Here is a 25,963-nt window from a genome sequence, read left to right on the forward strand (position 1 = left end):
CGGTCAGCGCCCTCCGTCCGCGACGTACTTCTCCAGCAGGTCGGCGATCTGGAAGTGCAGCGCCTCCAGGTCGGCGTCGCCGCAGGCCAGGCGCAGCGCCGCGCGCAGGTGCTCCTTGGACGTCCCGCCGGTAAGCGTCTTCACGGCGACGGCGAGGCCACTGGTCGCCAGGTCACCGAGGCTCACGGCGTCCGCGCCGGGGGCGTAGTGGGCGCTGTCGCGGAGCTCCGCGAACTGCGCGGGCACCGTCTGGCTCACCAGTGACAGCCCACGGCGGCGCCAGTCGGGCGTCTCCGGGTGGGGGCGGTCGGCGTCGGGGCCGCTCTGGGCCTCGTTCAGGGTCCGGCGGACGTCCTGGTAGCGGTATGAGCCGGCGGTCCAGCGACGGGTGTCGGCGTCGTCCTGCGCGGTGCCGGCGAGCAGTCCGGCGAGTGTGCCCGCGAGCCGGCCGGCGAAGTCGTCCGGATCGACGTGGCCGCGCAGCAGGGTCGCCCGCGCGGCGACCGCCCGGTCCACCGCCTGCGCGAGCAGGCAGTCCCTGGTCCGGGTCGGCAGGGCGAGCAGCTCACCGGACAGCGGCGCCACCGGTTTCGGTGGCGCCTGGCCGAGCAGATGGGCCAAGCCGATGACCTGGTACGCGGCCACCGTTTCGACCCAGATGACCAGGCGGGGGCTGGAAGCGAGGTGAGCCGCGTCGTTGATCTGGCGAAGCGTGCAGGCGCCGTCACGCCGGCAGTCCGCGCCGCACAGATTGCTCCGTCGTCCGCCGAGTGGCGCGCCGTCGTAGCTGGCTTCGTCCATCGACTCCCGATCCGAGCCCGGCGTCATCCGGACGAGCACCGGACGGTCCATCCCGTCGACCGCTACCGCCGCCACGCCCGGCGGCAGCGCGACGACCAGCTCGGACTGCTCCTCCCGCAGGTTCATCGTGGCGCCGACGGCCGCTCTGTCCTCCGCCGAGGGCAGCCGGTGCATCACCTTCAGCGCGGTGTTCTTCAGCACGTCAGGAATGATCTTCGACGGGATCTGTTCGACGACGAGGACGCCTTCGCCGTAGGCGCGGATCTCGGCGAGCAGCGACGCGAACAGCTCGACGGCGGCCGCTGCCGGGCCGCTCTCGACGTTCCTGAGCAGCCGGTGGGCCTCCTCGACGACGAGGACATGCCGCAGCTCACCCGTCCCCGCGCTGCCGTACTTGACCCGCAGGTGCTCGACGACGCGGATCAGCACCGCGCCGAGGAGGAAGGCCTTGTCCTGGTCGTTGGTGATGTCCTCGAGCTCGAAGACCACGTTGCGGGTCAGGAGCGCGCCGACGTCGAGGGGGTGACCGCCCTCGAAGAACCGTCCGGGCGTCCCCTCCCGCAGCGAGCCGATCCGCACGTCGACGAAACCGCGCACGTCCGCGGTCACCTCGGCGCCGTAGCCGATGTTCTCGACGACCCGGGCGGCGGTGCGCTGCAGGTCACCGAGCGTCGGATAGCGGGGCCGCACGGATACGGCCGGTTCGTCGTCGCGGAACCGCGGCCGGTACTCGGGCCGCATCCGGCCGGCCACCAGATCCCAGCCGGCGTCGGTGTAGCAGACGGTCAGGGCCCGGGCGAGTACCTGGGGGAACGGCTCGTGCGCCTCGAACGCGGCCAGGAACAGCGCGCGGACGAGGTCGATGTGGCTCTGGAGCGGGAACCCCGGTTCCGGTTCCAGCGGGTTGAGGGCCGCCGGTGGCGCGTCCAGGCGCCCCGGTTTGATCACGATGACCTCGCTGTGGCCCGCGAGCCGACCGGCCATCCGGGCGTACTCGGCCTTCGCTGGTTCCAGCACCAGCCACGGCACCGGGTCCGCCGCCCGCGCCAGCGACTCCAGCAGTGATCGGACCGTCTGCGACTTGCCGGAGCCGGTCGCGCCGCTGACGAAGCCGTGCCGGTTCAGCGTCGAGCGCGGCACGGGCAGGACGCCCGCCGGCGACCAGGCCGCGTCGAGCACCTGACCGAGCACAGGCCCGCCGTCGGGCACGGTCGCCGTCCCGGGGAGGCGGGCCGCCGTCCCGGGGAGGCTCGCCGCCTCGCCGACGAGCCTGTGCGCCGTCCCGTTCAAGGTCGCCGCCGGTGCCATCGGCCGGCTTGCCTGGATGACTCCCTCAGGGGTGACGTCGAAGGTGTGCGGGGTCACCAATGTGATCCCCGGGAGTTCGCGCCTGGGCGGGCGCGCGAGCGCGGCGAGGAGCTCCCCGCCCGCGCGGAACGGAAAGCTCGCGTCGACGCCGGCTGTCGCCGGACCGCCGACGGCGGGGCCGGGACGCCCGGTCCCGGGATTGCCCGCCGGCCCCGTGACGATGCCTCCCGGTCCGGCACGGCCGGGGCCGGGTCCTCCGGGGCCGGGCCCGAACCCGGGACGCCCGGCGGGAAGGGCCTCGGCCAACGAGGTCGGCCCGCCCCGCGCTGGGGTGAGGAGGTAGGGAAGATCGTCGAGGTCTCCGGCGCCGCACAGCAGCGCGGCGGTCAGTCGCGCCGCTGTGCTCGTCGGCGCACCGACGAGCACCCGCACGTCCCACATTCCGGTCGCTGTCGAACGGGTCAGCTCGCGGTAGCGGGCCTCGGCTCGTTCCAGCTCGAGACGGGCGTGTTCGTCTCGCTCCCGCTGGCGCAGGAAGGGGATCATGCGCAGCAGGTCGCCGCGTTCGGTGTCGACGATCCCGGGGGGCACCGGCTGCCCGATGACCAGCCAGGCGAAGGCGCCGGGCAGGTGGGCGGCGTAGTCGTCGAAGGAGCCGTGCCGGGCCGGCCCGTCGCCGTGCCGGGCTCCGCTGCCGTTGCCGTTGTGGGCACCGCTGCCGGCGGCTGTGCCCCAGAGGGCGTCGGCCGTCCCTTCGCACCGCAGCCAGCACGGGAACCCGGCCAGTGCCGCCACGAGGTCGGCCGTGTCGACCGGAACGCCGGTGCTGCCCGGCGGGTACAGCACCGGCACCGCCACGCCTTCCACGGCGGCGGACGCAACCGTGCCCGCCGCCGGGAAGTACGGGTTCCCGCCAACCAGAATCCGCAGATGTGGGTCGCCGGGCACCCGCATCCAGGCGACCGCGACCGCAGCCGTACCCGGCGCCCTGGCCGCAGCCGTGCCGGCCGCCACCGCGGGAACCTGGTCCGGGGCACGCGGGTGGGGAGCGACGTCGACGTCTGCGTCCTGCGTCAGGTCGGCGTGCGCCGCGATGAGCGCGGCGAACAGCTGGGCTGGCGCCGGGTCGGGCCGCTGCGACGGGTCCGGCGGGCGGGGGGCGGAAAGCAGCCTGTGGAAGCGGAAACCGTCCAGCATTCCTGCCCCCCGGCTACTGCTGTCCCGGCCAGGTGTGTGGCGGCTGTTGCGGATAGCCGGGCTGCTGCTGCGGGTAACCCGACGGTGGGTAGCCCGACGGTGGGTAGCCCGGCTGCTGCTGCGGATAGGCCGGCTGAGTGTGCTGATAGCCCGGCTGCTGCTGCGGATAGCCCGACTGAGGGTGCGAGTACCCCGGCGGCAGTTGATGTTGGAACTCTCGCTGTGGCACCGGGCCCGGGTGCGTGGCGGTGGCGCCGCCCTGGTTCGGGTCCCCCGCCTCGTGGGTGTGCGGCGCCGCGGTGAGGTCCCGGGGACTGTCCGCGACCTTGGGCAGCAGCAACAGACCTGGGTTGCAGTCACCGGGGCGGACCCGACCGGGACCGCTGGACGTGCCCACCAGGATGAACGCGGTCGCGGCCAGGCTCTGCAGCACGGTCGGCTCGACGGTGTAGTCCTTCTCCCGCTGCAGAGTCGTGCTGAGGTTCCGGCTCACCGTGTTGGAGACGTTGACGGTGTTGGTCCACGTCGACGAATGCGACGTCGTGCTCGACTGGTTCCAGTTCCGGCCGCTGCTTCCGCCGCCGGGGCCGGAACCGCTGGTGCGGCCCTCTCCCCGGGTGAACGCGGTGCCGTCCTGCTCTCCGTAGCTGTTGGCGAACCCTTCGGTGAAGCTGTCGCCGATCTGGTTGGTGACCTGGGAGAGCACGAAACGGAAGCCCTTACCGATGTGATCGGCCGCGCTTGAGGCCTCCCGGGCGTTACCCAGCCGCATGAAGATCGCCGCGCTGTCGCCGGTGCCGATCAGCCTTTCCGCGTCGTCACTGAGGTTCTTGAACAGCAGGACGAGCCGGACGCGGGCGACCTCCGCCTGCCGGGTCAGCGTCGTCAGTGTTTCCCGGCCGAGGTGGTCGGCGCCGGCGATCACGACGACGTCGTTGGAAGCGGCGCGCTCGTGGCTGCGCAGCTGGTGCAGCAACCGCTCGACCAGAATCCGGTCGGTGAGCAGCTTGCGCCGCTTGGAGCTGCCGCGTCCCGAGCTTGTCGTCGCCAGCACCCGCAGCCCGCCGCCCGGCCACCAGGCCGACGGCGCGGCCGGCGGGACATCGGCCGCCGCGGGGTCGGAGCCGGCGAGCGTCTCCAACTCCGTGCGCAGGAAGCTGATCTGGTCGGCCGTGCGCTCCCGCTGACCGAGGTCATACATTCGCTGCTGCAGCGCCTGGACCTCGTAGTCGCTGAACACGCCCTCGCCGACGGCCGAACTCTGGTTGTCGAGGATGCGCAACGCGGCGGCGAGCCGGGCGAAGGTCAGCGGCGCCTCAATCGAGGAGGCCACGCTGCGCAGGATGTTGAAGTCGATCGCGCGCAGGCTCTGGTCACCCCCGCCCCGGCGGTCCGCGTCGAAGGCGTCGGCGAGCAGCTCGGCGACCTGCCGCAGGTCGAGCTCCCCGAGCAGGCCGATCCGTTCCAGCGAGCCGGGCAGCTCCCGGACGTCGACCGGGATCGGCGTGGCCGCGTTGTTGGCCAACATGACCAAACCGGCGCCGACGCTGAGCTCCGACAGGTCGAGCAGCAGAATTCCGGATCCACCCGCGAGCAGCGACGTCCCGCCGGTGGCCAGCAGGCTTGTCCAGCCGGCGCCGGTGCCACCGAAGACGTCGATCCGTGCCGGGCGCCGCGGATCCAACGGGTAGAACTCCAGCGCCGACCCGACCCGATATTGCTCGGCCTGGTCGTGCTGCTGGATTCGGTGCTGCCAGGAGGCGTACGCGACCTGGTAGTCCTGCTCCCGGCGGGCGATCTCCGCCTGGTAGCCCGCCTGGATGGACTTCATTTGATTGCTGACCGTCTGAATCGGTACAAAATACCAGGCGAGCAGGACGAAGCCGATGAGGAGAGGACCGAGGCCGCCTACTGATCCGGCAAGTGTCCCGAGCCCGCCGAGCAGGAACAGACCGCCGACGATCGGCCGCCAGATCTTCCCTGACAACTGTCGCTTGCGGAACTCGAGCGCCCGCAGGTCGGGCACCGGAACCTGGATCCGCGACGGCGGTTGGAAGGCTTCGTGGTGCGCCGTCGCGGGATGCGGGGGCGCATATTCCCAGCCCCAGCGTTCGTTCGGACTGAAAATTCTGGCGATGAGTTCTTCGCTGGGCGCGTTGGCCTGTGGTGCGGTCACCGGGTCACCTGCCTGTTCCCCCGAATCGGCAGTAGTCGACGTCCCCAGGAGGTCTCTGCACATGCCCTGGGGATGCCGTGGACAGATGAACGTTACATCTGTTCACACCACATGTGTAATGGGCCCGTGCAGCATCAAGCCGGGCCTCGTCGCAGATCTGTAGCCGGTACTCGTCTACCTGCGGAAATGCGCTCGCCGACTCGGCGCAGCTCGCTGAAAACCGAGGATGGCTCACCTGCCGGCCCAGCGCAGATGACCGGTCCCCGGTGGCGCGCGCGGCGCCGACGGCCTCGGCAAGGACGAGGGCGTCCTCCACCGCCATGCCGGCGTGACCATCGTCGGTCGGCTGGCAGGGTGGAGCTGAGGTCGGCATAGCAGGAGGTCGGCTTAGCAGAAGGGCCGGGCCGCCACCGAGCGGCATCCGCCGGGTTGACCGCGTTCAACGATTCAGGGGTGGGAGACAGACATACCCGACACAGATCGGAAGCCGCTCGGTGGCCAGGCGGTCCGGCGGCCGGCGGGATCTTCGGTGATCGGGCCGTACGACAGCACGTTCACCGAGCTGTTGACCGACAGCTATCAGCGTCTTCTCGGTGAGCCGATGCTGCCGGGCGGCGATCCCGCCGGAGGGGATGCCACCGGAGGGGATGCCACCGGAGGGGATGCCGTTCGTTGGCTCTACGACGCCGCTCCGTTCGGGCTGCTCGCGCACGACGCGTCGACCGACCCACTTTTCGTTTACGCGAACAAGACCGCGCAGCAGCGTTTCGAGTACACCTGGGACGAGTTCGTCGGGATGCCGTCCCGGCTGTCCGCCCGGCCGGCCGGCCGGCCGGGACGAGCGCCGGCGGCTCATGGACGGCGTCCTGCTGCGGGGGTACGCCAGCGATTACCGCGGCGAACGCACGGCCAGGTCGGGACGCCGCTTCTGGATCGAGGACACGACGATCTGGAACCTCCTGGACCACGAGGGCGTGCTCCATGTGGGCAGGCCGCCCTGATCCGCGGCTGGACCGACGCCTGACGGACGATTCGGGCCACCGCCCGCCGACGCCGATCCGGTCGTGATCGCCCTGACCGAGATCGACGCCATCATGACAACGCTGACCGCCGTCTTCGGTGACCCGCTGCAGATCCATCCGCAGGACGAGCCGGCGGACCCGCCGCGCACCCCGGACCCGTCGCATCACCAGCGATGACGGTGGGCATCGCTCCTGACACGGTTCGTGGGACGGCCGTCCATCGGCAGGGCCGGCCCGTCGGCGGATGGGGTCAACCGGACGGGAGCGGTGGGCTGTCCGCGCCGAGCAGTGCCGGCGGTCCCTCGCAGGACGTGGATGTGAGGTCGTCGGCACGCATCCAGCCGACGCCGGTCCGGCTGTCACCCCGGTCGGGAAGCGCGACGGCGGCCCAGCGGGCACCGTCCTGGATGCGCTGCGGGATCTCGACCAGTACGACCCGGTCGCCGGCGTACTTGACCTTGATGTGCCCCTGGCCGCCGGCGCCGCCAAACACGTCGGACACAGGTTCCCGGACCAGGGCGCACCGCTTCCCCGCGGCGGCGGAACCCAACGTGTCCGGATTGTCGCCGCCGAAGGCGACCTCCGCGACCAGGACGACCGCCACCACACCGGCGGCGAGGACCGTGACGACGACTCGACCACACCCACGTGATCGGCGTGATCGGCGTGGTGCCGGCGGCGGCGGCGCGCTCGCGACGACGTCGTCCGCGCCAATGGCGGTTTCGACCGGCCCGTCTCCGGGGGTCGGCAGCTGCGCACCCGGCCGGATGCGCCGCGGCAGCTCGGTGGCGCCGGCCGCCGAGTGGAGGACCCTGTTGCCTGGGTAGTCGGCGAGGGCCTCGGCGATCAGCCGGTCCCAGCCGTCCACCGTGGCGCCGTCGGTGAGCAGCTTTCCGGCCTCGTACCAGAACTCACGCGGCGTGTTGCTCCACGGTGGCTGGCGGCTTCGGTCGAGACCGGCCCGCTCCAGGAGCTGGCGGGCCACGGCCGGTTCCGCGTAGATCCTGGCCAGCTCGTCGGCGAGTTCCACGAGCGGCGCCTGGCCGCTGGGCCCGTTGACCACGCGCCCAGGATGGCACCACGCCGTGGCGTCATCGTCGCCGGCGCAGGGCACCTTCGCCGATTTTCCGCACCAGGTTCAAGCGTCACAGGTAGGACGAGCCCCTGACCTGGCCAACCGCGCCCGGCCGCGGCGCGAGGGCCGAAGCTGTCGTAGGCCGTGGCTACGGTGTGCCCATGTTTGATCACGTTGGTGTCCAGGTCGGTGATGTCGAGGCCTCCCTCGCCCTCTATCTCGCGGTGTTCGCCCCGCTCGGGATGCGCGAGGCGATGCGCATCCCGCTCGAGGGGTCCGCCGTCGTCGGGCTCGCCGGTCCTGACGGGGTGCCCGCCTTCTGGCTCAGCCCTGCGGCGCGTGCCGAGGCACGGGAGCTGCACCTGGCGTTCCATGCGGCTGACCGGCAGGCCGTCGACGCCGTCCACGAGGCCGCGCTCGGCGCGGGCGTCGAGGTGCTTCACGCGCCACGCGAGTGGCCGGAGTATCACCCCGGCTACTACGCGGTGTTCCTCCGCGATCTCGACGGCCACAACATCGAGGCCGTCCATCACGGAGGTTGATGGGCTCACCGGTCCTCGGCACCTCCGGGGCCGGTCGGCTGTCTCCTCCACTGGCGGAGTCGACGAGGATGGGGCGTGCGGCCACGGGGCCGCGGACGGGAAAGGCTGGGTTGGTGACGCAGACGGGAATCTTCGGGCTCGGCACGCCGGAGCACTGCTACCTCGAGTTCGACCTTCGTGACGGCGCGTCAGCCGCGGAGCTGGTGAAGGCGGTCGCGGCGCTGACCGGCCCGCTGTCGACCGGCGGCGGGGTCAACCTCGTCGTGGGCTTCCGCCCGGAGCTGTGGGCGCTCGTCGAGCCCGATGGAATGCCACCGGGGGTTCACAGCTTCACCGAGCCGGTCGTGGGCATCGAGGGGTTCCAGATGCCCACGACCCAGCATGACGCGTGGGTCTGGGTCGCGGGAGGTGACCGCACCGCCGTCTTCAACAACACGCGGAATGTCGTCGCCGCGCTGGCCACGATCGCGACGGTCGCCAGTGAGGTCACCGGCTGGCTGTACCAGCACGACCGTGACCTGACGGGGTTCATCGACGGGACGGAGAACCCGTCGCTGCTCGACGCGGCCGGCGTGGCCGTGGTGGCGGAGGGCGCGGGCGCCGGCAGCAGTGTCGTCCTGGTCCAGCAGTGGCGGCACGACTCCGACAGCTTCCAGCAGCTCCCCGTCGAGGAGCAGGAACGGGTGATCGGCCGCACCAAGGCCGACAGCGTCGAGCTCGACGAGGACGTGATGCCGCCGACCTCGCACGTCTCCCGGACGGTCGTCGAGGAGGACGGCGCCGAGCTGAAGATCTTCCGCCGGAACACCGCCTTCGGCACGGTCACCGACCACGGCACCATGTTCGTCGGTTTCAGCAGCGAGCAACGACGCCTGGAGATCATGCTGCGGCGGATGGCCGGCGGCGACGACGGCCTGCGCGACGCGCTCACCCGCTACACGACGCCCGTCACCGGCGCCTACTACTTCATCCCGGCGGTGCCGTCCCTGGCGAGGTACGCGCCCGAGGAGGACGGCTGACCGAACTCCCGGCAGCCCGACCGGGCCGGCGGCTCAGCCGTTCGGCCAGGCCGGGTGCCAGGCGGGGCCGGCGTGCTCCGCCGCCAGGTGCCGCCCGTGGGGATAGGTCACCAGCTCGGCGTAGAGGCCGAACGGCGCGAGGCAGTGGATGGTGTACGCCTCGTCGCCGGCCTCGAACAGGTACGCCGGCTTCTTCCGGCCGAGAATGTGGACGTCACGCGTGGTCAGCCATTCGAAGGCGGCGTCGATGTCGTCGACGTAGAACGCCAGGTGCCACCCGCCGATGTCGAACATCGCCGGCCAGCTCTGGTTCTGCCCCGGGTACGGCGGGCATTCGATGATCTCGACCGCCAGGTGCGGCGAGCGCAGGGAGCGCGCCCGGGTCGGCCTGGCCCGGGCATCGACGTTGGCGAACGCGCGCAGCCCGCCCTCGGGGCCGCCCCGCGGCCAGGGCGAGAGGTCCGCTCCCCGCTCGAAACCGAGGACGCCCTCGAAAAAGGCGCTCGCCTCGTCGAGGTCGGCGACGGTGATGTGCATCCGCTCGAAGCCGCGGAACCCGGGCAGCGCCCCGGGGCCCGGAGGCCAGGCCGGAGCCGGAGCCGGCGAGGCGACAACCTCGAAGTGGAAGCCCCACGAGGTCATCCACCTGCCGGCACCGAGCTCGTAGAGCTCCTTGCCGCGCAGGTAGTCGGTGGCCGCGTCGACGTCCGCGACCGCGGCCACCAGGCCCCAGCCGCCGATGTCGAGCAGGTCGGGCCACAGCGGCCGCTGGCGCGGCGTACTCACCTGGAACAGCTCGATGTTGAGGAACGGGCTGCGCAGCACGCGGACGTGGTGGACGACGGAACGGACGTCGGCGTTCGCGATGACCCGCATGAACGGGCCGCGGCGGCCCTCGAACGGGCCCATCGTGTACAGCGTCTGGCATCCGAGGACGTCCACGAAGAACGCGGTCGCCTCGTCGAGGTCGGCGACGGTGATGTTCAGGTGCTCGATGCCGCGCGAGGTCGGCAGGCCCGCGCGGGGCGGGCTAGCCATGGGCGCCGAGCCGGGGACCGGGGGCGAAGGTGACCGGAACGGCGACCGGCGCCCGGTTCACGGTCGGATGGAAGTGGATCTCGGCGCCGTCCTGCAGCCGGAGGTCGTGGAGCCTGCTGAGCAGCTCCTCGAGGGCGATGCGCAGGTTCATCCGGGCCAGGTTGGAGCCAACGCAGCGGTGGGGCCCCACTCCGAAGGCCATGTGCCGGTTGATCTTCCGGTCGAGGTCGAACTCGTCGGAGGCGGGGAACTCGTCCTCGTCCCGGTTCGCCGAGGCCCAGTAGATGATGACCTTCTCGCCCTGCCTGATCTGATGGCCGTCGATCTCGGTGTCGTGCATGGCGGTGCGGGTGATCTGGACGAACGGGCCGTCCAGGCGTAACAGTTCCTCGACCGCCTGTGGCAGCAGGTCGGGGTTCGCACGCAGCGCGGCCGGGATCTCCGGCTGGCGGCAGAACCGGAGCATGATCTGCCCGAGCGCGCCGGCCGTCGTCTCCAGCCCGCCGAGGATCAGCAGCTGCACCGTGCCGATGATCTCCTCATGCGTGATCGGCCGGCCCTGGATCTCGGCGTTGAGAACGGCGTCGACGACGTCGCCGCGCGGTGGCTCACGCCGCCGCTGGTCGAGAAAGCCGTTGATCCACTCGGACAGGCCACGCCAGCACGCCGCCGCGTCAGGATCCTTCGGGGCGCCGGACTTCGAGGCCAGATAGGCGACCCGCTCGATCTGGTCGGCGGGTGCGCCGATCGCGACGTCGAAGAAGGAAAGAGCCGGGTAGGGCCGGGCGAACTCGGCCATGAAGTCGCACTCGCCGCGCTCGACGAAACCGTCGATCAGACGGTTCACCAACGCCCTGGTCCGCGGCTCCCACGGCAGCACGGCCTTCGGCGTGAAGTAGGCGTTGATCAACCGCTTGAACTCACGTTGCAGCGGTGGGTCGATCTCCACCGGCAGGTTCCGCGTCGCGATCGGGCTGGGCGGAACCGTCAGCCCGAACGCCGAGGAGAAGGTCTCCCATTCCTGGGCAACCCGCAGGACGTGGTCATACCTGGTGACGACCCAGTAACCGCCATACTGGTCACTGTGGGTAACCGGACATAACGATCGCATCCGCGTCAGGGCCGGGTACAGGTTGTCGACGAGTTCCTGCGACAGGTGATCGAACTGGTTCCGGCACCAGTCGTCATCGATCGTTTCGCCGGGTGGTCCGGCGCGCTCCCCGCTTACCGCTGCCGAGTCATACGACATGGAATCTCCCCACCGGTACCGGTACGCGGCGATCGCGCTCGAAGATTACGTCGTCGGTGCCGAGCGGTCCAGAGTGACCGGGGCGGCCGCCGCCCCCGCGACGGCCGCGGTCGCGCCCGGAACGTGACGTACGTGCCGCCCGACCGGCGCCTGCCGCCCGCCCGATATGTGTGCTCACAGCCCCGGCCGGGGCCACACCGCGCGGTGTGGTTGCGACCCCGCGGAGCGGGTGGTGTCCTGGGCCGTGGGTACTACCCCGGCGGAGGAGGTGGCCGTGTTCGAGGAGACGCAGTATTTCGCCCCTGTCGTCGAAAAGGCGGACGGGCAGGTCGAAGTCCGCCTGGCCAGCTCCCATCCGGGTGCGGCCGACCGCGAATACCAGGCCCGGCGCAACCAGATCGCCCAGCTCGCCCTGCGGTGGAGACCAGGACAGCCCGTTCCACGGGTGGCGTACACCGAGGCCGAGCACGCGCTCTGGCGGCTGGTCACCGGTGAGCTGGCGCTGGCCTACCGCGGCTGTGCCTGCGCCGAGTTCCTGCGCGGCGCGGCGCGGCTGGGCCTGCCCGCCGACCGGATCCCGCAGCTGGACGAGGTGAGCGGGCCGCTGAGCGAGCTGACCGGTTTCCGTTACGTTCCCGCGGCCGGGCTTGTCGGGCTGCGGGAGTTCTACGGCTCGCTCGCCGACGGCGTCTTCCACGCCACCCAGTACCTGCGGTACCACACGGTGCCCTTCTACACGCCGGAACCCGACGTCGTCCACGAGGTCGTCGGGCACGCGAACGCGCTCGCCAGCGACCGGTTCGCCGCGTTGTACCGGGCGGCCGGCGAGGCGGCCCGCCGCGCCGAGTCGGCCGACACGCTGCAGTTCATCTCCAAGGTCTTCTGGTTCACGCTGGAATTCGGCACGGTCTACGAGGGCGGCGAGCTCAAGGCCTACGGCGCCGGAATCCTTTCCTCGTACGGAGAAATGGCGGAGTTCCGCTCCGTGAACGTCCGCCCGCTGGACGTCACGGCCATGGGAACCACCGACTACGACATCACGAGATACCAGCCGGTGTTGTACTCGGCCGAATCCTTCGGCCAGATCGAGGACGTCGTCGGCGGCTTCTTCGCCGGCTGTGACGACACGTTGATCTCGGGGCTTCGCGCGGCCGCGGTCGACTGACCGGCCCATCACGCCACGGGCGCACTCGCACCGGCCCTACTATCGGGCCCGTGCGAATTCAGGTCCTCGGACCGGTCGAGGTGCTCCTGGGCGGTGCGCCACTCGACCTCGGCCCACCGAAACAGCGCGCGCTGCTCGCCCTTCTCCTGGCGGCCGGCGACACCGTCATCCCGGTCGAGACGATCATCGAGCGGCTGTGGGACGGCCAGCCGCCGGCCAGCGCGACGGCGAGCCTGCAGGTGTACGTCTCGAACCTGCGCCGTCTGCTCGAGCCGGAGCGGGACCCCCGGGAGCGGGCGACCGTGCTGGTGACCCAGGCGCCGGGGTACGTGCTGCGCACCGGCGCGGCGGAGGTCGACGCCCGGCAGTTCGTCGCGGCGCTCGGCGCGGCCCGCGGCTCGCTGGAGGCCGGGCGACCGGCCGAGGCGCTGCCCGCCCTCGACGCCGCCCTGGCGCTGTGGCGCGGTGACGCCTACGCCGACGTGCGGGACGCGTCCTGGATCAGGCCGGAAGCCGGACGTCTCGAGGAGCTGCGGCAGAGCGCCGTCGAGGACCGCGCGCGGGCGCTCGTCGAGCTGGGGCGGCACGACGAGGCCGCCGCCGATCTGGAGGCCCTCACGGCGCGTCACCCGCTTCGCGAGCGGGCCTGGGGGCTGTTCGCCCTCGCGATCTACCGGTGTGGCCGGCCGGCGGAGGCGCTGGCCGCGCTGCGGGCGGCTCGCGCCCACCTGGCCGAGGAGCTGGGCGTCGACCCCGGGCCGGAGCTCGCCGCCCTGGAACTCGCCATCCTGCGTCACGACCCCGCGCTGGCCTGGACCGGTGGCGCCCACGAGCCGGCCGCGGCGCAGCCGGCCGTGTCTCCGACGACGGGGCTGGACGGCCCGCGGCCCGTGCTCCCCGACGTGTCCCCCGCCGGGGCCGGGGCCCCTGAGCCGTCCGGCCCGTTCGTGGGCCGCGACGAGGCCCTGGCGGCGCTGCTCGCGGCGATCCCGGCGCCGGCCCGGCGCGGGCGCGTGGTGCTGGTCGACGGCGAGCCGGGTGTCGGCAAGACGCGGCTCGTTGCGGAGCTGGGCCGCCGGTGCGGCCGGTTGACGGCCTGGGGAGCGTGCCCCGAGCACGAGGTGGCGCCGGCCCTGTGGCCCTGGGAGCAGAGCCTGCGCGCGGTGGCCGCCGCGCGGCCGGACGTCCCGGTGCCGCCCGGCGTGGCCGCGCTCATCGACCAGCGGGCGCAGGAGCCCGGCGGGTACGACGCGGCCGGAGCCCGGCTGCGGCTGTACGAGGGAGTCGCCGGCTACCTCGCGGCGGCCGCGCCGTTGGTCATCGTCCTCGACGATCTGCACTGGGCGGACGTCTCCTCGCTGCGGCTGCTGGCCCACGTCGGCGGGGCGGCGCCGCGGGGCGTGATGGTGATCGGCACGTTCCGCACCCACGAGGCCGGCGCGCTGGCGGACACCCGCGCCGCGCTGGCCAGGTCCGGCTGCGAGCGGCTCCGCCTCGACGGGCTGGACGACGCCGCCGTCCGCGAGCTGATGCGGGCCACCACCGGCACGGACCCGGGACCCGAGACGGCGAGCGCCCTGCGCTCCCGTACCGCGGGCAACCCGTTCTTCATCGGTGAGCTCGTCCGCCTGCGCGGGCCCGGCCGACGCGGCCTGGCGGGGCCCGGCGCCGCCGGGCCGGCCACGGACCGGGGCGCGGAGCAGGACAGGGCGCAGGGCGCGCTGCCCGATCACGTCCGCGATGTGCTGTCCCGGCGGGTCGCGCGCCTGCCGGAGCCCGCCGCCGCGCTGCTCGCCACGGCGGCGGTGGCCGGCGGCGAGTTCGACGCGGACGTGGTCGCCCAGGTCGCCGGGCACACCTTCGAGACATCCCTCGACCTGCTCGACGCCGCGCTCGCCGCCGGGCTCATCACCGAGGCCGGCGACCGGCTGGGCCGGTTCCGGTTCTCCCACTCGCTGGTCCGCGAGGCGCTCGACGCCGGCCACTCCCGGCTGCGCCGCGCGCACCTGCACCGCCGGTACGGCGAGGTCACCGCCGAGCGGTACGCCGGACGTCCCGAGCGGGCCGGCGAGGTCGCGCGGCACTGGCTGGCCGCCGCCGAGCTCGGCGCCGAGACGGCCCGTGCCGCGACGGAGCACGCCGCCCGCGCGGCGCGCGCGGCGGCCGACCGGCTCGCGCCCGAGGACGCGGCCGGCTACTGGCAGGAGGCGCTGGCCGCGGCCGAGCTGGCGGGCGCAGACCGCGGCACCCGGCTGGAGCTCCTCCTCGGCCTGGTCAGCGCCCGGTACGCGGCGGGCCAGCTCAACGACGGGCTCGACGTGGTGGACCGGGCCCTCGACGAGGCCGGCGACGATCCGCACCTGATCGTCCGGGTCGCCGAGGCCGCGATGGGTGGCTCGCCGTGGTTCCCGTTCCCCTACGGCACCGACCGCGGCCGACTGCACCGCGCGCTCGAGCGGGCGCTCGGCGGGCTGCCGGCCGCCGGCCGCGACCGGGCGCTGGCCGTCGGCTGCCTCGCGGTGCTCGAATCCCACGTCGGACGGATGGCCGAGGCCGAGCGGGCCGGCGCACTGGCCGTGGCCGCGGCGCGGGACGTCGCCGACGACCTTGCGCTGCTGCCGCGGGTCCTGCACCTGCGCAGCCTCACCGTGACCGGGGCCGACTACGCCGAGCACCGGCACGCCTGCGCGCGAGAGCTGGCGTCCCTGCCGTCGACACCACCGGAGCTGCTGGTCGGCGCCCACCTCACCCTCGTCGACAACCTGGTCCGCTTCGGCCACGTCGCGCGGGCACGGGTCGCGCTGGACGAAGCGGACACGATGATCACCCGGCTCGGCTCGCCGACCCTCGCCTACCAGGCGGCGATCATGCGGGCGGCGCTGCTGGCCTTCTCGGGCGAGCTCGAGGAGTCCGCGGACGTGGCGACCGCCGCCGTCGGGCGCCTCGGGCTGGCCGCGCAGAACGGGGTCGAGAGCTCGTTCGTCGCGAACGTCATCGACCGGGCCCTCCAGGCCGGCACGCTGGCCCGGCTGGCCGACACGCTGGCCCGCTCGCTGGCCTCCACCGGCATCGAGGCCCTGCGCGGGTCACTGGCGCTGGCCCTCGCCGCCGCCGGGCGCCCCGAGGCGGGCCGCGCCGCGCTCGCCGAGATGCGGCTGCCGCCGCGCGACTACACCTGGCTCAGCGCGGTCGTCATGCGGCTGAACGCCGCGGTGGCCCTCGGCGTGCTGGACACCGTCGAGGAGGACATCGCCCACCTGCGGCCGCACTCGGGCGAGCTGGCGAGCCTGGGCACCTGCACAGCGGTCGTCGGGGCCGTCGACAGCCACCTGGGCGAGGCCTACCTGGCGCTCGGCGACCACATGGCCGCCCGGGAGCACCTGACCGCGGCCCTCGCCCTGCTCGAGGCGAACGACTCCCCCTACTGGACGGCAAGAGCGCACCAAGCGCTTGCCAAGTGCCCGTAAAGCGGCAACCGCCACGCTGAGTCCCATCCGAAGGAAAAAGGGAGGGAACCTCGATGGCCCGCGCACTGATCATGGATGACCTGGCCGGTTTCGTCATCGCGCACGCCGGGATGCGCCGGGAGTTCGGCCGGCTGGCCCGGGTCGCCCGTGCCCCGCGGGACGCCGAGCACGCCGCGCTGATCGAGGAGCAGATCGCGCTGACCACCGGCGTCCTGCACAGCCATCATGCCGGCGAGGACCGGGACCTCTGGCCGCTGCTGCGCCTGCGCGCGCCGGAGGCAGCCGGCGAGCTCGACGCTCTCGCCGCCGAGCACGAGTCGGTCGACCCGCTGCTGGCCGCGGCCGCCGACACCGCCGTCGCGCTCACCGAGCGGGCTCAGGTTCTCGAGGCGCTGCACGACCTGATCAACGTGCACCTGGACCACGAGGACACGGTCGTCCTCCCGCTGATGCTCGACCATCTGACCCTGGCCGAGATGGAGGAGATCGGCCGGCAGGCACTCGCCGAGATCGGCCGGCGGCGCGCGCCCGCGGTCTTCGGGTGGTACTCGAGCGGCGCGCACAAGGAGCTGCGTACGGCCGCCCTCGCGACCGTTCCGCCCATCCCGCGCTTTCTGTTCAACCGCTTCTGGTGGCCGTCCTACCAGCGTCGCTTCGAGCTCCTCTACGGCGCCGACGAGCACGCTCTGCTGAGCGTCTGATCCGGCCGGGCCGGGCCGTGCCCGGCCGGGCACGGCGCACGATGTCGGCGTCGCGACCCTGGACCGACGCCGTCTGTCCGCGCGTGAGACGGTGCCGGCGCGGGGCCCTCGATCGTCATGGAGGACGCGTGCGACGGCCGTCAGGTGTGGTGCACCGCAGGTGGACGATCGGTCTCGTGCTGGTCGCGGCCGTCCTTCCCGCGTCGTGCGGCGATTCGGCCGGCACGACGGCGGGCTCCCCCGCGATCTCACCCGGCACCAGGGTCTCGCCCGGGGCCGCGGTCTCGCCCGGCGGGTCGGTCGGATCGGGCGAGTCCGGCGCGGCTGCCGGAGCCGATCCGCGGGACGGCGCGGAGCCGTCCCCGGCGGTCGCGCGGTGCACGGCGGCGGGACTCGCCGCGTCACTGGACGCGGCACCCGCGGAAGGCACAGGCCAGCAACAGCTTCACGTGATCTTCGCCAACCGTTCCGCGGCCGGCTGCGCCCTGTACGGACACCCCGGCGCGCAGCTGCGGTCGGCGACCGGAGACACCTGGGACCTCGTGCGGTCCACCCTCGTCAATCCCACGCGGGTCGTCCTGGCGCCCGGCGAGCGGGCACACGCGACGCTGGCCTACCTGCCGACCGACCCCGGCGACGGCACCGGCAACCCTGTCTTCGCTCCGGTCACCCTCGTCCTGACCCCTCCGGACGAGCGGGACTCGCTGTCGGTCCCGTGGACGCGCGGACCCGTCCTGCGGCAGGACGGCGCCACGCACCCCGGCACGTACATCTCCGCGTTCGAACCGGGCGCCTGAAGCCTTCCCAGGTGGACGCCGCTGTCCCTCGGGCACGCGGCCCGCGTTTTTCACGTTTCAAGGCTTGGCTTCAAGGCTTGGTTGTCATCTGGTGTTGTCAGCTGGTGCTGTCAGCTGGTAACGACTTATCCGTCCTGCGCGGATTCAGCCGAACGCGATCCTCTGACCCATCTGAGTCGGGTTGGCGTGTGTCGACGTCGCGGTGTGCCGTGTAGCCCTCGTGTGGCCCGTGTTCGGGGGCGATAACGGTGCCGGGACGGTCACTCCGCGGTCCGGCCCTCCAGGAGCCAGGCCTCGACGTCGCCGGCCCGCCACAGGTCGAAAAAGGGCACGGACCGGATCGGCTCGGGAAAATCATCACGAGCGCACAGCCGCCGGGCACGATCCGCCGAGATGCCCAGCCGACGGGCGATGTCCGCGGTACTCCACAGGTCATCGGCTGTCACAACAGCATGCTACGCGTATGCCCCACAGGCGCGGTGGCTGTCATCCGGGCGTGCGCGGGTCCGACGCCCACCCGGTCGCATCCGGCCACGCACGGAGCACACGACCCGCCGGCCGCTTCCTGTCCACGATCGACCGCAGGCGACACACTCGCGATCAAGGTGTACGGTGGATCCGTTGCTCTTCTATTTGGGTGCCGCCGGTCACCTTCAGGATGGCATCACCGGTGATCAGAAGTTGGAGATCACCGCGCAGATTCGGGACACCACGTGGGTGTACCGCAGCAAGCGAGCGAGGAGCGACCGTGTCAGAAGGTACTGTCAAGTGGTTCAACGCCGAGAAGGGCTTCGGCTTCATCTCAGTGGACGGCGGAGGGCCCGACGTCTTCGCCCACTTCTCGTCCATCGTGGGTGACGGCTACAAGTCGCTCGAAGAGGGGCAGCGCGTCTCCTTCGACATCGAGCAGGGGCAGAAGGGGCCGCAGGCCGCCAAGGTGCAGCCCCTCAGCTAGCACAAGTAGATAGAAGCCAGCTCGTCTTGGGGCTAGAACCTCAGTTTTTGCAGGGGTCCGACAAGCCCGATCGCGTAGCTGCGTGGCAACCGGCCCACGTCGCCATCGAGATCATTTCAAGACTTGAACGTATTCACCCTGCTGTCCGTGAAGTGCGGTTTTCGGACGCGGGGGCGCGCGAGGATTCGTGCGTTTGACATAGTTGGTGGGCATACCCAACAGTCCGGCGGTACCTCTGACTTGGGCAGACAGTTCACGTACAGACCGCGGGAACTACTGCGCGGGGACTACTGCCGCCGATCGCCAGCGGTCGGTTCGGGAGTAGGTCGGTCGATCATGGGCCGACGCGGCCGCGCCCGTGTACCCGCGGGGCTGTTGTGATCAAATATGTCGCTGACTCCTGAAGACTGAGCCCCTGGGACCCACAAGGTCCCAGGGGCTCAGTCTGTTTCGTCCCAGAAGCCAGGTCTGTTTCGGGATTCAGGTCTCATCGTGCAGTCCGGTCGAGGGGCGCCGGTGGCAGTGCGGCGACCCAGCGGCGGACCTCCCGGCGGCTGCGCAGCCGGACCAGCTCCTTCCCGCCGTTGAGCGGATCCGCGAAGCGGGCGCCGTAGCGCGTCCGGTACTCACCATGCTTGCGCCACCCCCAGCGGATCGGATGCGAGGCCCGCGGCAGCTCACGCCAGCGTTCCCGGTTGCCGTTCCACAGCGTGGTCCGGCACACGATCCGGCGGGCCGTCCTCGTCACGACCTGCCATTCGACCAGCCAGCGCGGCAGGTCCAACCAGACGACCGTGTCCGCCCGGGCCCACAGGAGCTCGCGCACGGCCGCGTAGTTGCCGTCGACGATCCAGCCGGGGGCGCCGGTGATCTCGTCGACGTCGGTCCGGAAGGCGGGGCGGGGCACCCAGCCCGGGCCGTGGTACAGCGCGTCGAGCTCGACGTGTGGCACTTTCAGGCGTTCCGCCATGTTTCGGGCGAGTGTCGACTTCCCGGCCCCGGACGCCCCCACCACCAGTACCCTGCGCACAGCGATGATCTTAATCCGGCCCTGGACCGGCGCGCGGTCGCCTGGGCAGCTGCGGCCAGCGGGTGCTCCCGGGGCAAGCGCCGTAGTCTGGGTGGACGCCAGGAGCGATGGATGGGTTATCCACAGTGACCATCGTCGCCGTCCCAGGCGCACAAGCACCGCTCCCGAACACCGAGGAGGACCGCTGCGCATGGCCATCGCGAACGGTCCGGACGGCGTGCCCATTCCGCTGCGGCCGCGACATCCGGCTGACTTCGACGCGTTCTACCAGGGGACACCGCCCTGGGACATCGGCCGCCCCCAGCCTGCGTTCGAGGCCCTCGCCGAGGCGGGGCTGATCCGCGGCCGGGTGCTCGACGTGGGCTGCGGCACCGGGGAACACGCTCTGATGGCCGCCGGTCGCGGCCTGGAGGCCACCGGCGTCGACACCGCCGCGGCAGCCATCGCCCGTGCCGATGCCAAAGCGGCCGACCGGGGCATCTCGGCTCGGTTCCTGGTCTGGGACGCACTGGAGCTGGTCGCCCTCGACGAGAGGTTCGACACGGTGCTCGACTGCGGCCTGTTCCACGTCTTCACCGACGACGACCGCGCCCGTTTCATCGCGACCCTCGGGGCCACGATCGCCAGCGGCGGCCGCTATTTCATGCTCTGCTTCAATGATCAGGTTCCCGGGGAGACCGGACCACGCCGGGTCAGCCAGCACGAGATCCGAGCCGGTTTCACCGACGGCTGGCGGGTCGACTCCGTCGAACCGGCCGAGATCGAGATCACCATCGGGCCGAGCGCGATCCCGTCCTGGCTGGCCACCATCACCCGGCTCTGAGCACCGGTCGTCTCGGCCCGGAATCAAGGATGTCGCCACCGCCGCTTCTGCGACGGTGGCGACATCGTCTCTCTGGGTGTGATCAGAGGTTGAGCGCGTCCAGGATTCCCTGCCACACAGATCCGCGGGTCGGAAGCGTGATGGACGGAGTCAGCTCGGCGTACGCCTTACCGGTGATGTTCGCACCGTTTATGGTGCCGGTCACGGTCGAGGTGCCCTCCCAGTACGAACCCTGCGGAACAAGCGGGTTGTACAGCTCCTGGTCGGCGAGCCGGGGTGTGATCGTCAACGATCCACCAGGAACGTTGATCGACCATTTCTGTTGGTAGGTGATGCCTGTGTGTGGGCTCGTCCAGCTACCCAGCGGCGTCGAGGAGATGGTGCCGGGGGCGAGGTTCGTGGTGGTGCCGTTGGCGTTCACCCGGGTGCCGACCGTCTCAACAAGCTGGTTGTTGGCATTGTGGATGAAGTAGAGCATGTACTGCGTGTTGTCGTCGAGCTGGATACTGAACCACTCCCAGCCTCCCGGACTAGCAGTGAAGTCACCCCACTGGTGGTCCTGCCAGGCGGTGCCGGTGACGTTCACGGGCACACCGTGGTCCAGGAGCGTTCCGCTCGCCTTGAGGTTCGTCTGGGAGTAGTAGCCGGACTGACCGAACGGCCCGTAGGGAATGACTCCGGCATTCCCGTGCAGCGCCGCCGGCTGTGTCTGACGGAGGGTGAGGTTGATGCCCGCGTAGCTGAGGTCCGCGAAGCCGCCCGAAAGATGGTTGACGCCGTTCTTGCCATCCATGTGGTACAGGCCGACGGTGTTGTTGAAGCCACCACCGGCCGGAACGACGTCAGGCAGGAGTGCGTAGGTCGCCTCGTCCTGCTTGAAGGCCTGGCGGGTGACGTCGCTGATCGCGAGATGCCCGTTCCAGATCGCTGTTACCGGCTCGGTCCCCAGCGCATCCATACGGATCATGGTCATCTCGAACCCATACTCATGGGATTTCCCGAAGATGTCCTTGCCCTGCAGGTGCCCGGTGAAGTACCACCACTCCATCGATGCGTCACGGTGCGGCGCCTCGTCGCCCGGCAGGGAAACCGGCCCCAGCGTGACGGCGGACGCGCCGGGCGCACCCACGGCGAGCAGGAGAAGTGACGAGGCAGCGGCGACGAATCCCACCAGCAGCGGACTTCGGCGCCGTCTCCCGTTGCGTAAGCGGTCAGGGATGAATCTCATTCTGCGGTCTCCTTTGGGGTGCGATCGTGGACGGTGTGGACTGGGGCATCGATGGATCATTCCGGCGCGCCGTCGAGCATGCCGCGGAATCCACCGGGTTCGTAGGATCCGATGACGAGCTGCTCCAGCACGCCGAGTCCGATTCGGTCACCCCAGACCGCGCGTACGACCTGCTGAACGTGCACACAGTCGGGAGCAATGGTGTCCAGTTCCGCCACCTTGAAGGTCTCGCCACCCACGGCCAGTTCGTCGTGCCATCGGCCGTGTCCCCATGTGGGGTGCAGGTAGCCGACGCCCTTCATCCGGAAGGTCTGCAGCGGCTCCAGCTCCACGGTCTCGCCCGGGGCGAGGAGCAGTGACGCTCCGGCGGAGCGCTCCAGCCAGGGCTGCCCCGCCTCGTTCTCCATCACCACGTAGTGCAGGCACTCATCGGCGAAGTTCAGCGGCGCCCACAGGAAGAACACCTGCGGCAGAGCGGTACGCGGTGCGGCGGGCGTACGTTCACCCACACCACGAATTCCCCAGGAGCGGTCCTTCGTGCCGTAGGTCCCGTCGTTCACCCGGATGTCCTGGCCGCCGGATGCGAGCTGACCGGTCCAGGTCACCATCTGGGTGGCCCGGGTGGAGTCGGTGCGAAGCTCGGTCCCGTCATACTGCGTGGCCCGCGGCTCCTCGTGAGCCGGCGTACGGGCGGTGGCGGTGAGGTCGGCGACCAGCCCGTGTTCCGCGGCGTCGACCAGGATGCGGTTGACCCGAAGCGGCTCGACGATCTCCACCGAGATCGGGCCGATGCTCGTCCGGGTCCGGTCCAACGGGATGCGCCCCGACGCGAACACCGACCGCTGCACCCCGTCGTGAACCACGCTGAAGGCGGCGTCGATAATCCCACGACTGGGATAGAGACCGAACGCGAGCGCGAAATACATCTGCTCGTCGTATACTCGGCGATTTTCGGCTGGTCACGGTGACGGGTGTCGGCGGAGTGGGCAAGACCCGGCTGGCGTTACGCACCGCGGCCGAAGCCCGGCGGGCGTACCCGGGCGGAGCCTGGTTCATCGAGCTGGCCCAACTACGCGACCCACGCCTGCTCGGGCACACCGTCGCCGCCACTCTCGGATGCCCGCCGAGGGGAGCCGACCAGCTTCTGGCGACGCTGACCGATCACATCGCGTCGAGACGCATTCTGCTGTTACTGGACAACTGCGAGCATCTGGTGGACGCCTGCGCCGAGCTGACCGACATCCTGCTGGGCGCCTGCCCCAATCTGCACGTCCTGGCGACGAGTCGGGAGTCGCTGCGGGTCGCCGGTGAGACGGTCTACATGGTCTCTCCGTTCCCGGTACCCGACGGGCACGACGCGCGCCGGCACGCCGCTTCCGACGCGACGACACTGTTCCGCGAGCGGGCACGCTCGGTCCGCCCGGACTTCGAGCTCACCGAGGACAACCGGGCCGTGGTCGGCGAGATCTGCCGCCGGCTGGACGGGATCCCCCTCGCCATCGAGCTCGCCGCGGTCAAGACCCGGGCGCTACCGCCCGCCGAAATCCTGGCCCGTCTCAGCGAGAACACTGAGATCCTGCGCCATGACGGCCGGCGCGTCGCCGATCGTCAGCGCACACTGCGTACCTGCGTCGACTGGAGCTTCGATCTCTGCACGCCGCAGGAGCGGCTCCTGTGGACCCATCTGTCGGTGTTCGCCGGCGGTTTCGAGCTCGACGCCGCCGAGGGGATATGTGGGGACGAGCGTTTCGCCGATCCCCTGCTGGATCTGATCTTCTCCCTGGTCGACAAGTCAATTCTCACGTACGAACCCGGCGCGGAACGCGGCCGTTTCCTCCTGTTGGAGATGCTGCGGCAGTACGGGCAGGAGAAGCTCGAGGAAAGCGGCGGGTGGCAGGCGATGCGACGCCGGCACCGTGACTGGTACGCCGATCTCGCCGCGCGGGCCGACCAGGAGTGGACCGGGCCCGGGCAGCAGTCGTGGCTCAGCCTCGAGCAGGCGCTGGCCCAGTTCCGCCGCGACGGTGACCTCAACCGCGAGCGGGAGACCCTGGCTCTGCTCACCCTGGCGGCGGCGCTCAGCGCCACCCCGGAGGCGACCCAGCGGTACCACGCCGAATGGGTCGCCATCGCGGAGCTCCGCAACGACCACCGGCTCCGCTCGTACGCGGAGTGGGCCTACGCCATTGCCACCTGGCGTACCGGCGACCCCGAGCGGGCCCTGGCCGTCGCGCGCGCGGCGCTCACCAGCCGGCCCGACCATCTGGGCTTCGCGCTGTGCCTGGAGACGCTGGCCTGGATCGAGACCAGCCTCGGTGAGTGCGCCACAGCCGCCGTCCTGCTCGGCGCGGCGGACCGGCTCTGGGAGCGGATGGGCACCTCGACCGTCGCGCTGCCCGCCCTGTTCAGGTTCCGCCGGCGCTGTGAGGCCAGGTCCCGCAAGGCGCTCGGCAGGCGGTCCTTCGACGCCGCCTGGACGCAGGGCGCCGCCCTCTCCTCCGAGGACGCCTGCGCCCGTGCGACGAAGGGGTCGTACTCCGCCTCGCCGGCCGGCGCCGCCAAGCGGGATCCGGGCTGTCGGTTGACGAAGCGGGAACGCCAGGTCGCGGACCTGGTCGCGCGGGGGCTGAGCAACAAGGAGATCGCGGCGACCCTGGTGATCTCCCCCCGCACGGCCGAGACGCACGTCCAGCAGATACTGAACAAGCTCGGGTTCACCTCCCGCTCCCGGATCGCGGCCTGGATCGCCGACCAGCCGGCCGGGGCCACCGGATAGACCGGCAGGCCCACCCGGCCACGGGGCGGGCGGGCCACGCGAGGGCCGGCTGGGGACGGCCGCGGGTTAGACGCCGGTCGGCACTGTGGGAGCGGCCACGATCACCTGATCCGCACGATCCGGATCGACGTCGTGTGCCTGGACGGGAAAGACCACTCTCAGCTGCCGCCCGCGACGCCGGGCGAGCAGGAGGGCACTCGCCGCCGCGACGAACGCGACCGCCGCGAGCGCCCAGCCGGTGCTGTACTCCGCGTCGCGGGTCGAGCCGCCGTCGGCGGCGGTGGTCAGGAACACCGTGCCGACCGTGGCGATGCCGATGACCTGGCCGAGCTGCATCAGGGTCAGCAGCAGGCCGCTGGCGTCGGCCGCGTCCTCGACCGGGACGTGTTCGAGCGTCACCGAGATGATGATCGACATCACGCCGAGTCCCAGGCCGATCAGCGCGGTGAGGATCTCGTAGCGCGCGCCGCCGCCGGCCAGCGGCCCGAGGAACAGATACGAGACGGCGGCGAACACCAGCCCGACCGGGATCAGGTTCGCGTGCCAGCTGGACGGCAGGCGCTGCCAGCTCAGCCCGACCGCGGCGAACGCGACGACGCACGGGACGAACGCCAGCCCGGAGCGCAGCGGACTCATCCCCAGGTCGCCCTGCAGGTGCAGGGTGGTGGTGAACAGGAACCCGGCCCACGACGCCGGCCCGAGCAGCAGCGTGCCGGCGGCGGGCAGCAACCCGGGCGCGCGCAGCACCCGTCCCGAGATCAACGGACGTCGCCCGCGGGCCGCGACCCACCGTTCCACCAGGACGAAGACCACGAACAGGACGACACTCGCCGCCAGCGACACGGCCGTCCAGGCCGGCCAGCCCAGCTCGTGACCGAGGATCAGCGGCATCACGAAGAGCAGCACCGCCGCGCTGAGGACGAGCAGGCCGGGAATGTCGAGGTCGACCCCCGCGCGCCCCTCGTCCGAGGGCATGACCCGCCGGCCGACGACGAGCAGCAGCACCCCGATCGGCACGTTCACCAGGAAGACGGTCCGCCAGCCGGCGTCGAACAGGTTCGCGCTGACGAGCAGCCCGCCGGCGGCCTGGCCGACGACGACACCGCCCGCGATCACCGCGGAGAAGTAGCCGAGCGCCCGCATCCGCGCGGCACCGGCGAAATTGCGCTGGATCAGGCTCATGACCTGGGGGGTCATCAGCGCGGCGCTGACCCCCTGCAGGAACCGGAAGGCGATCAGTGAGGACGTCCCGGGTGCCAGGCCGCAGGCCAGCGAGGCCACGGTGAACCCGGCGAGCCCGGCGTTGAACACGCGCCGGTGCCCGAACATGCCGCCCAGCCGCGCACCGGTGATCAGCAGAACCGCGTAGGAGAGGACGTAGCCGGCGACGATCAGCTGTAGCCCGGCGCCGGAGACGTCCAGATCCGTCCGCAACGTCGGCAGCGCCACGTTGACGATGCTGACGTCCAGGATGGCCATGAACTGGCCGAGGAGGATGACGGCCAGCAGGGCTCCGCCGGCCGCCGGGCGCTCAGTGGCGGGATGTGGTGCCCGCGTCCGAGAGGTGTGTGCTGCTTCGACCATGAGCCTCAGC

The 25,963-nt window shown here is 71.4% G+C and carries 22 protein-coding genes; 12 read left to right on the plus strand and 10 right to left on the minus strand.

Features of this window, described 5'->3' with window-relative positions; genetic code table 11:
* Positions 1-3 precede the first annotated feature (3 nt).
* A complete protein-coding gene (locus AC559T_RS07625) occupies positions 4-3,306 on the minus strand; it encodes an ATP-binding protein (protein ID WP_498868245.1) in 3,303 nt (1,100 codons plus the stop codon).
* Positions 3,307-3,319: 13 nt separating this feature from the next.
* Positions 3,320-5,482, minus strand: a complete 2,163-nt coding sequence (locus AC559T_RS07630; RefSeq protein ID WP_498868246.1) for an ATP-binding protein — start codon at positions 5,480-5,482, stop codon at positions 3,320-3,322.
* Positions 5,483-6,011: 529 nt separating this feature from the next.
* Here AC559T_RS07630 and AC559T_RS07635 point away from each other — a divergent pair.
* A complete protein-coding gene (locus AC559T_RS07635) occupies positions 6,012-6,506 on the plus strand; it encodes an MEKHLA domain-containing protein (protein ID WP_498868247.1) in 495 nt (164 codons plus the stop codon).
* Between the two features lie 40 nt (positions 6,507-6,546).
* The gene (locus AC559T_RS07640; protein WP_498868248.1) at positions 6,547-6,681 is read left to right on the plus strand and encodes a hypothetical protein; all 135 of its coding nucleotides are present in this window, start codon (positions 6,547-6,549) and stop codon (positions 6,679-6,681) included.
* Between the two features lie 73 nt (positions 6,682-6,754).
* Here the strand turns inward: AC559T_RS07640 and AC559T_RS07645 are convergent, their stop codons facing one another.
* Positions 6,755-7,567 (minus strand): effector-associated domain EAD1-containing protein, encoded by an 813-nt coding sequence (locus AC559T_RS07645; RefSeq protein WP_498868249.1) that lies wholly within the window; start codon positions 7,565-7,567, stop codon positions 6,755-6,757.
* Positions 7,568-7,740: 173 nt separating this feature from the next.
* Here AC559T_RS07645 and AC559T_RS07650 point away from each other — a divergent pair, with 173 nt between their 5' ends.
* The gene (locus AC559T_RS07650; RefSeq protein ID WP_112106067.1) at positions 7,741-8,121 is read left to right on the plus strand and encodes a VOC family protein; all 381 of its coding nucleotides are present in this window, start codon (positions 7,741-7,743) and stop codon (positions 8,119-8,121) included.
* A 113-nt stretch (positions 8,122-8,234) separates the two neighbouring features.
* Positions 8,235-9,140: a Dyp-type peroxidase gene (locus tag AC559T_RS07655; RefSeq protein ID WP_498868250.1), complete on the plus strand. Its 906-nt coding sequence runs from the start codon at positions 8,235-8,237 to the stop codon at positions 9,138-9,140.
* A gap of 33 nt (positions 9,141-9,173) precedes the next feature.
* Here the strand turns inward: AC559T_RS07655 and AC559T_RS07660 are convergent, their stop codons facing one another.
* Both AC559T_RS07660 and AC559T_RS07665 read right to left on the minus strand, forming a co-directional pair.
* Positions 9,174-10,178: a VOC family protein gene (locus AC559T_RS07660; protein WP_498868251.1), complete on the minus strand. Its 1,005-nt coding sequence runs from the start codon at positions 10,176-10,178 to the stop codon at positions 9,174-9,176.
* Positions 10,171-11,427 carry a cytochrome P450 gene (locus AC559T_RS07665; protein ID WP_498868252.1) on the minus strand — a complete coding sequence of 419 codons (1,257 nt, stop codon included), beginning with the start codon at positions 11,425-11,427 and terminating at the stop codon, positions 10,171-10,173. Before AC559T_RS07665 ends, AC559T_RS07660 begins: the two co-directional genes overlap by 8 nt.
* On the opposite strand from AC559T_RS07665, the gene AC559T_RS07670 reads away from it, so the two are divergent.
* The 5 genes from AC559T_RS07670 (at position 11,426) to AC559T_RS07690 (ending at position 17,557) form a co-directional block, all read left to right on the plus strand.
* On the plus strand, positions 11,426-11,554 hold the full coding sequence (locus AC559T_RS07670) for a hypothetical protein (protein WP_255565684.1): 129 nt from the start codon (positions 11,426-11,428) through the stop codon (positions 11,552-11,554). The genes AC559T_RS07665 and AC559T_RS07670 overlap by 2 nt on opposite strands.
* Positions 11,555-11,671: 117 nt before the next feature.
* On the plus strand, positions 11,672-12,592 hold the full coding sequence (locus AC559T_RS07675; protein WP_498868253.1) for a phenylalanine 4-monooxygenase: 921 nt from the start codon (positions 11,672-11,674) through the stop codon (positions 12,590-12,592).
* 50 nt (positions 12,593-12,642) lie between these two features.
* The gene (locus tag AC559T_RS07680; protein WP_498868254.1) at positions 12,643-16,059 is read left to right on the plus strand and encodes an ATP-binding protein; all 3,417 of its coding nucleotides are present in this window, start codon (positions 12,643-12,645) and stop codon (positions 16,057-16,059) included.
* A 53-nt stretch (positions 16,060-16,112) separates the two neighbouring features.
* Positions 16,113-16,760 carry a hemerythrin domain-containing protein gene (locus AC559T_RS07685; RefSeq protein ID WP_112106070.1) on the plus strand — a complete coding sequence of 216 codons (648 nt, stop codon included), beginning with the start codon at positions 16,113-16,115 and terminating at the stop codon, positions 16,758-16,760.
* Between the two features lie 128 nt (positions 16,761-16,888).
* Complete coding sequence (locus tag AC559T_RS07690) at positions 16,889-17,557, plus strand: DUF4232 domain-containing protein (protein WP_112106071.1); 669 nt, start codon at positions 16,889-16,891, stop codon at positions 17,555-17,557.
* 260 nt (positions 17,558-17,817) lie between these two features.
* Here AC559T_RS07690 and AC559T_RS07695 read toward each other — a convergent pair whose 3' ends face one another.
* Positions 17,818-18,003, minus strand: a complete 186-nt coding sequence (locus AC559T_RS07695; RefSeq protein WP_112106072.1) for a helix-turn-helix transcriptional regulator — start codon at positions 18,001-18,003, stop codon at positions 17,818-17,820.
* A gap of 302 nt (positions 18,004-18,305) precedes the next feature.
* On the opposite strand from AC559T_RS07695, the gene AC559T_RS07700 reads away from it, so the two are divergent.
* The gene (locus AC559T_RS07700; protein ID WP_018502733.1) at positions 18,306-18,512 is read left to right on the plus strand and encodes a cold-shock protein; all 207 of its coding nucleotides are present in this window, start codon (positions 18,306-18,308) and stop codon (positions 18,510-18,512) included.
* 487 nt (positions 18,513-18,999) lie between these two features.
* Here AC559T_RS07700 and AC559T_RS07705 read toward each other — a convergent pair whose 3' ends face one another.
* Positions 19,000-19,542 carry a P-loop NTPase family protein gene (locus AC559T_RS07705; RefSeq protein WP_235013916.1) on the minus strand — a complete coding sequence of 181 codons (543 nt, stop codon included), beginning with the start codon at positions 19,540-19,542 and terminating at the stop codon, positions 19,000-19,002.
* A gap of 190 nt (positions 19,543-19,732) precedes the next feature.
* On the opposite strand from AC559T_RS07705, the gene AC559T_RS07710 reads away from it, so the two are divergent.
* Entirely contained in the window at positions 19,733-20,365 is a 633-nt protein-coding gene (locus AC559T_RS07710) for a class I SAM-dependent methyltransferase (protein WP_112106073.1), read from the plus strand.
* A gap of 82 nt (positions 20,366-20,447) precedes the next feature.
* Here AC559T_RS07710 and AC559T_RS07715 read toward each other — a convergent pair whose 3' ends face one another.
* Together AC559T_RS07715 and AC559T_RS07720 are read right to left on the minus strand one after the other, a co-directional pair.
* Complete coding sequence (locus tag AC559T_RS07715) at positions 20,448-21,494, minus strand: lipocalin-like domain-containing protein (RefSeq protein ID WP_498868255.1); 1,047 nt, start codon at positions 21,492-21,494, stop codon at positions 20,448-20,450.
* A gap of 155 nt (positions 21,495-21,649) precedes the next feature.
* On the minus strand, positions 21,650-22,519 hold the full coding sequence (locus tag AC559T_RS07720; RefSeq protein ID WP_243657577.1) for an Rv3169 family protein: 870 nt from the start codon (positions 22,517-22,519) through the stop codon (positions 21,650-21,652).
* Between the two features lie 38 nt (positions 22,520-22,557).
* Here AC559T_RS07720 and AC559T_RS07725 point away from each other — a divergent pair, with 38 nt between their 5' ends.
* Positions 22,558-24,369, plus strand: coding sequence for a LuxR C-terminal-related transcriptional regulator (locus tag AC559T_RS07725; RefSeq protein WP_498868256.1), 1,812 nt, complete (start codon positions 22,558-22,560; stop codon positions 24,367-24,369).
* A gap of 66 nt (positions 24,370-24,435) precedes the next feature.
* Here AC559T_RS07725 and AC559T_RS07730 read toward each other — a convergent pair whose 3' ends face one another.
* Positions 24,436-25,953, minus strand: coding sequence for an MFS transporter (locus AC559T_RS07730; protein ID WP_498868257.1), 1,518 nt, complete (start codon positions 25,951-25,953; stop codon positions 24,436-24,438).
* Positions 25,954-25,963 lie beyond the last annotated feature (10 nt).

This window comes from Frankia sp. Hr75.2 (genome assembly GCF_949319125.1).
Taxonomy (GTDB): Bacteria; Actinomycetota; Actinomycetes; order Frankiales; family Frankiaceae; genus Parafrankia; species Parafrankia soli.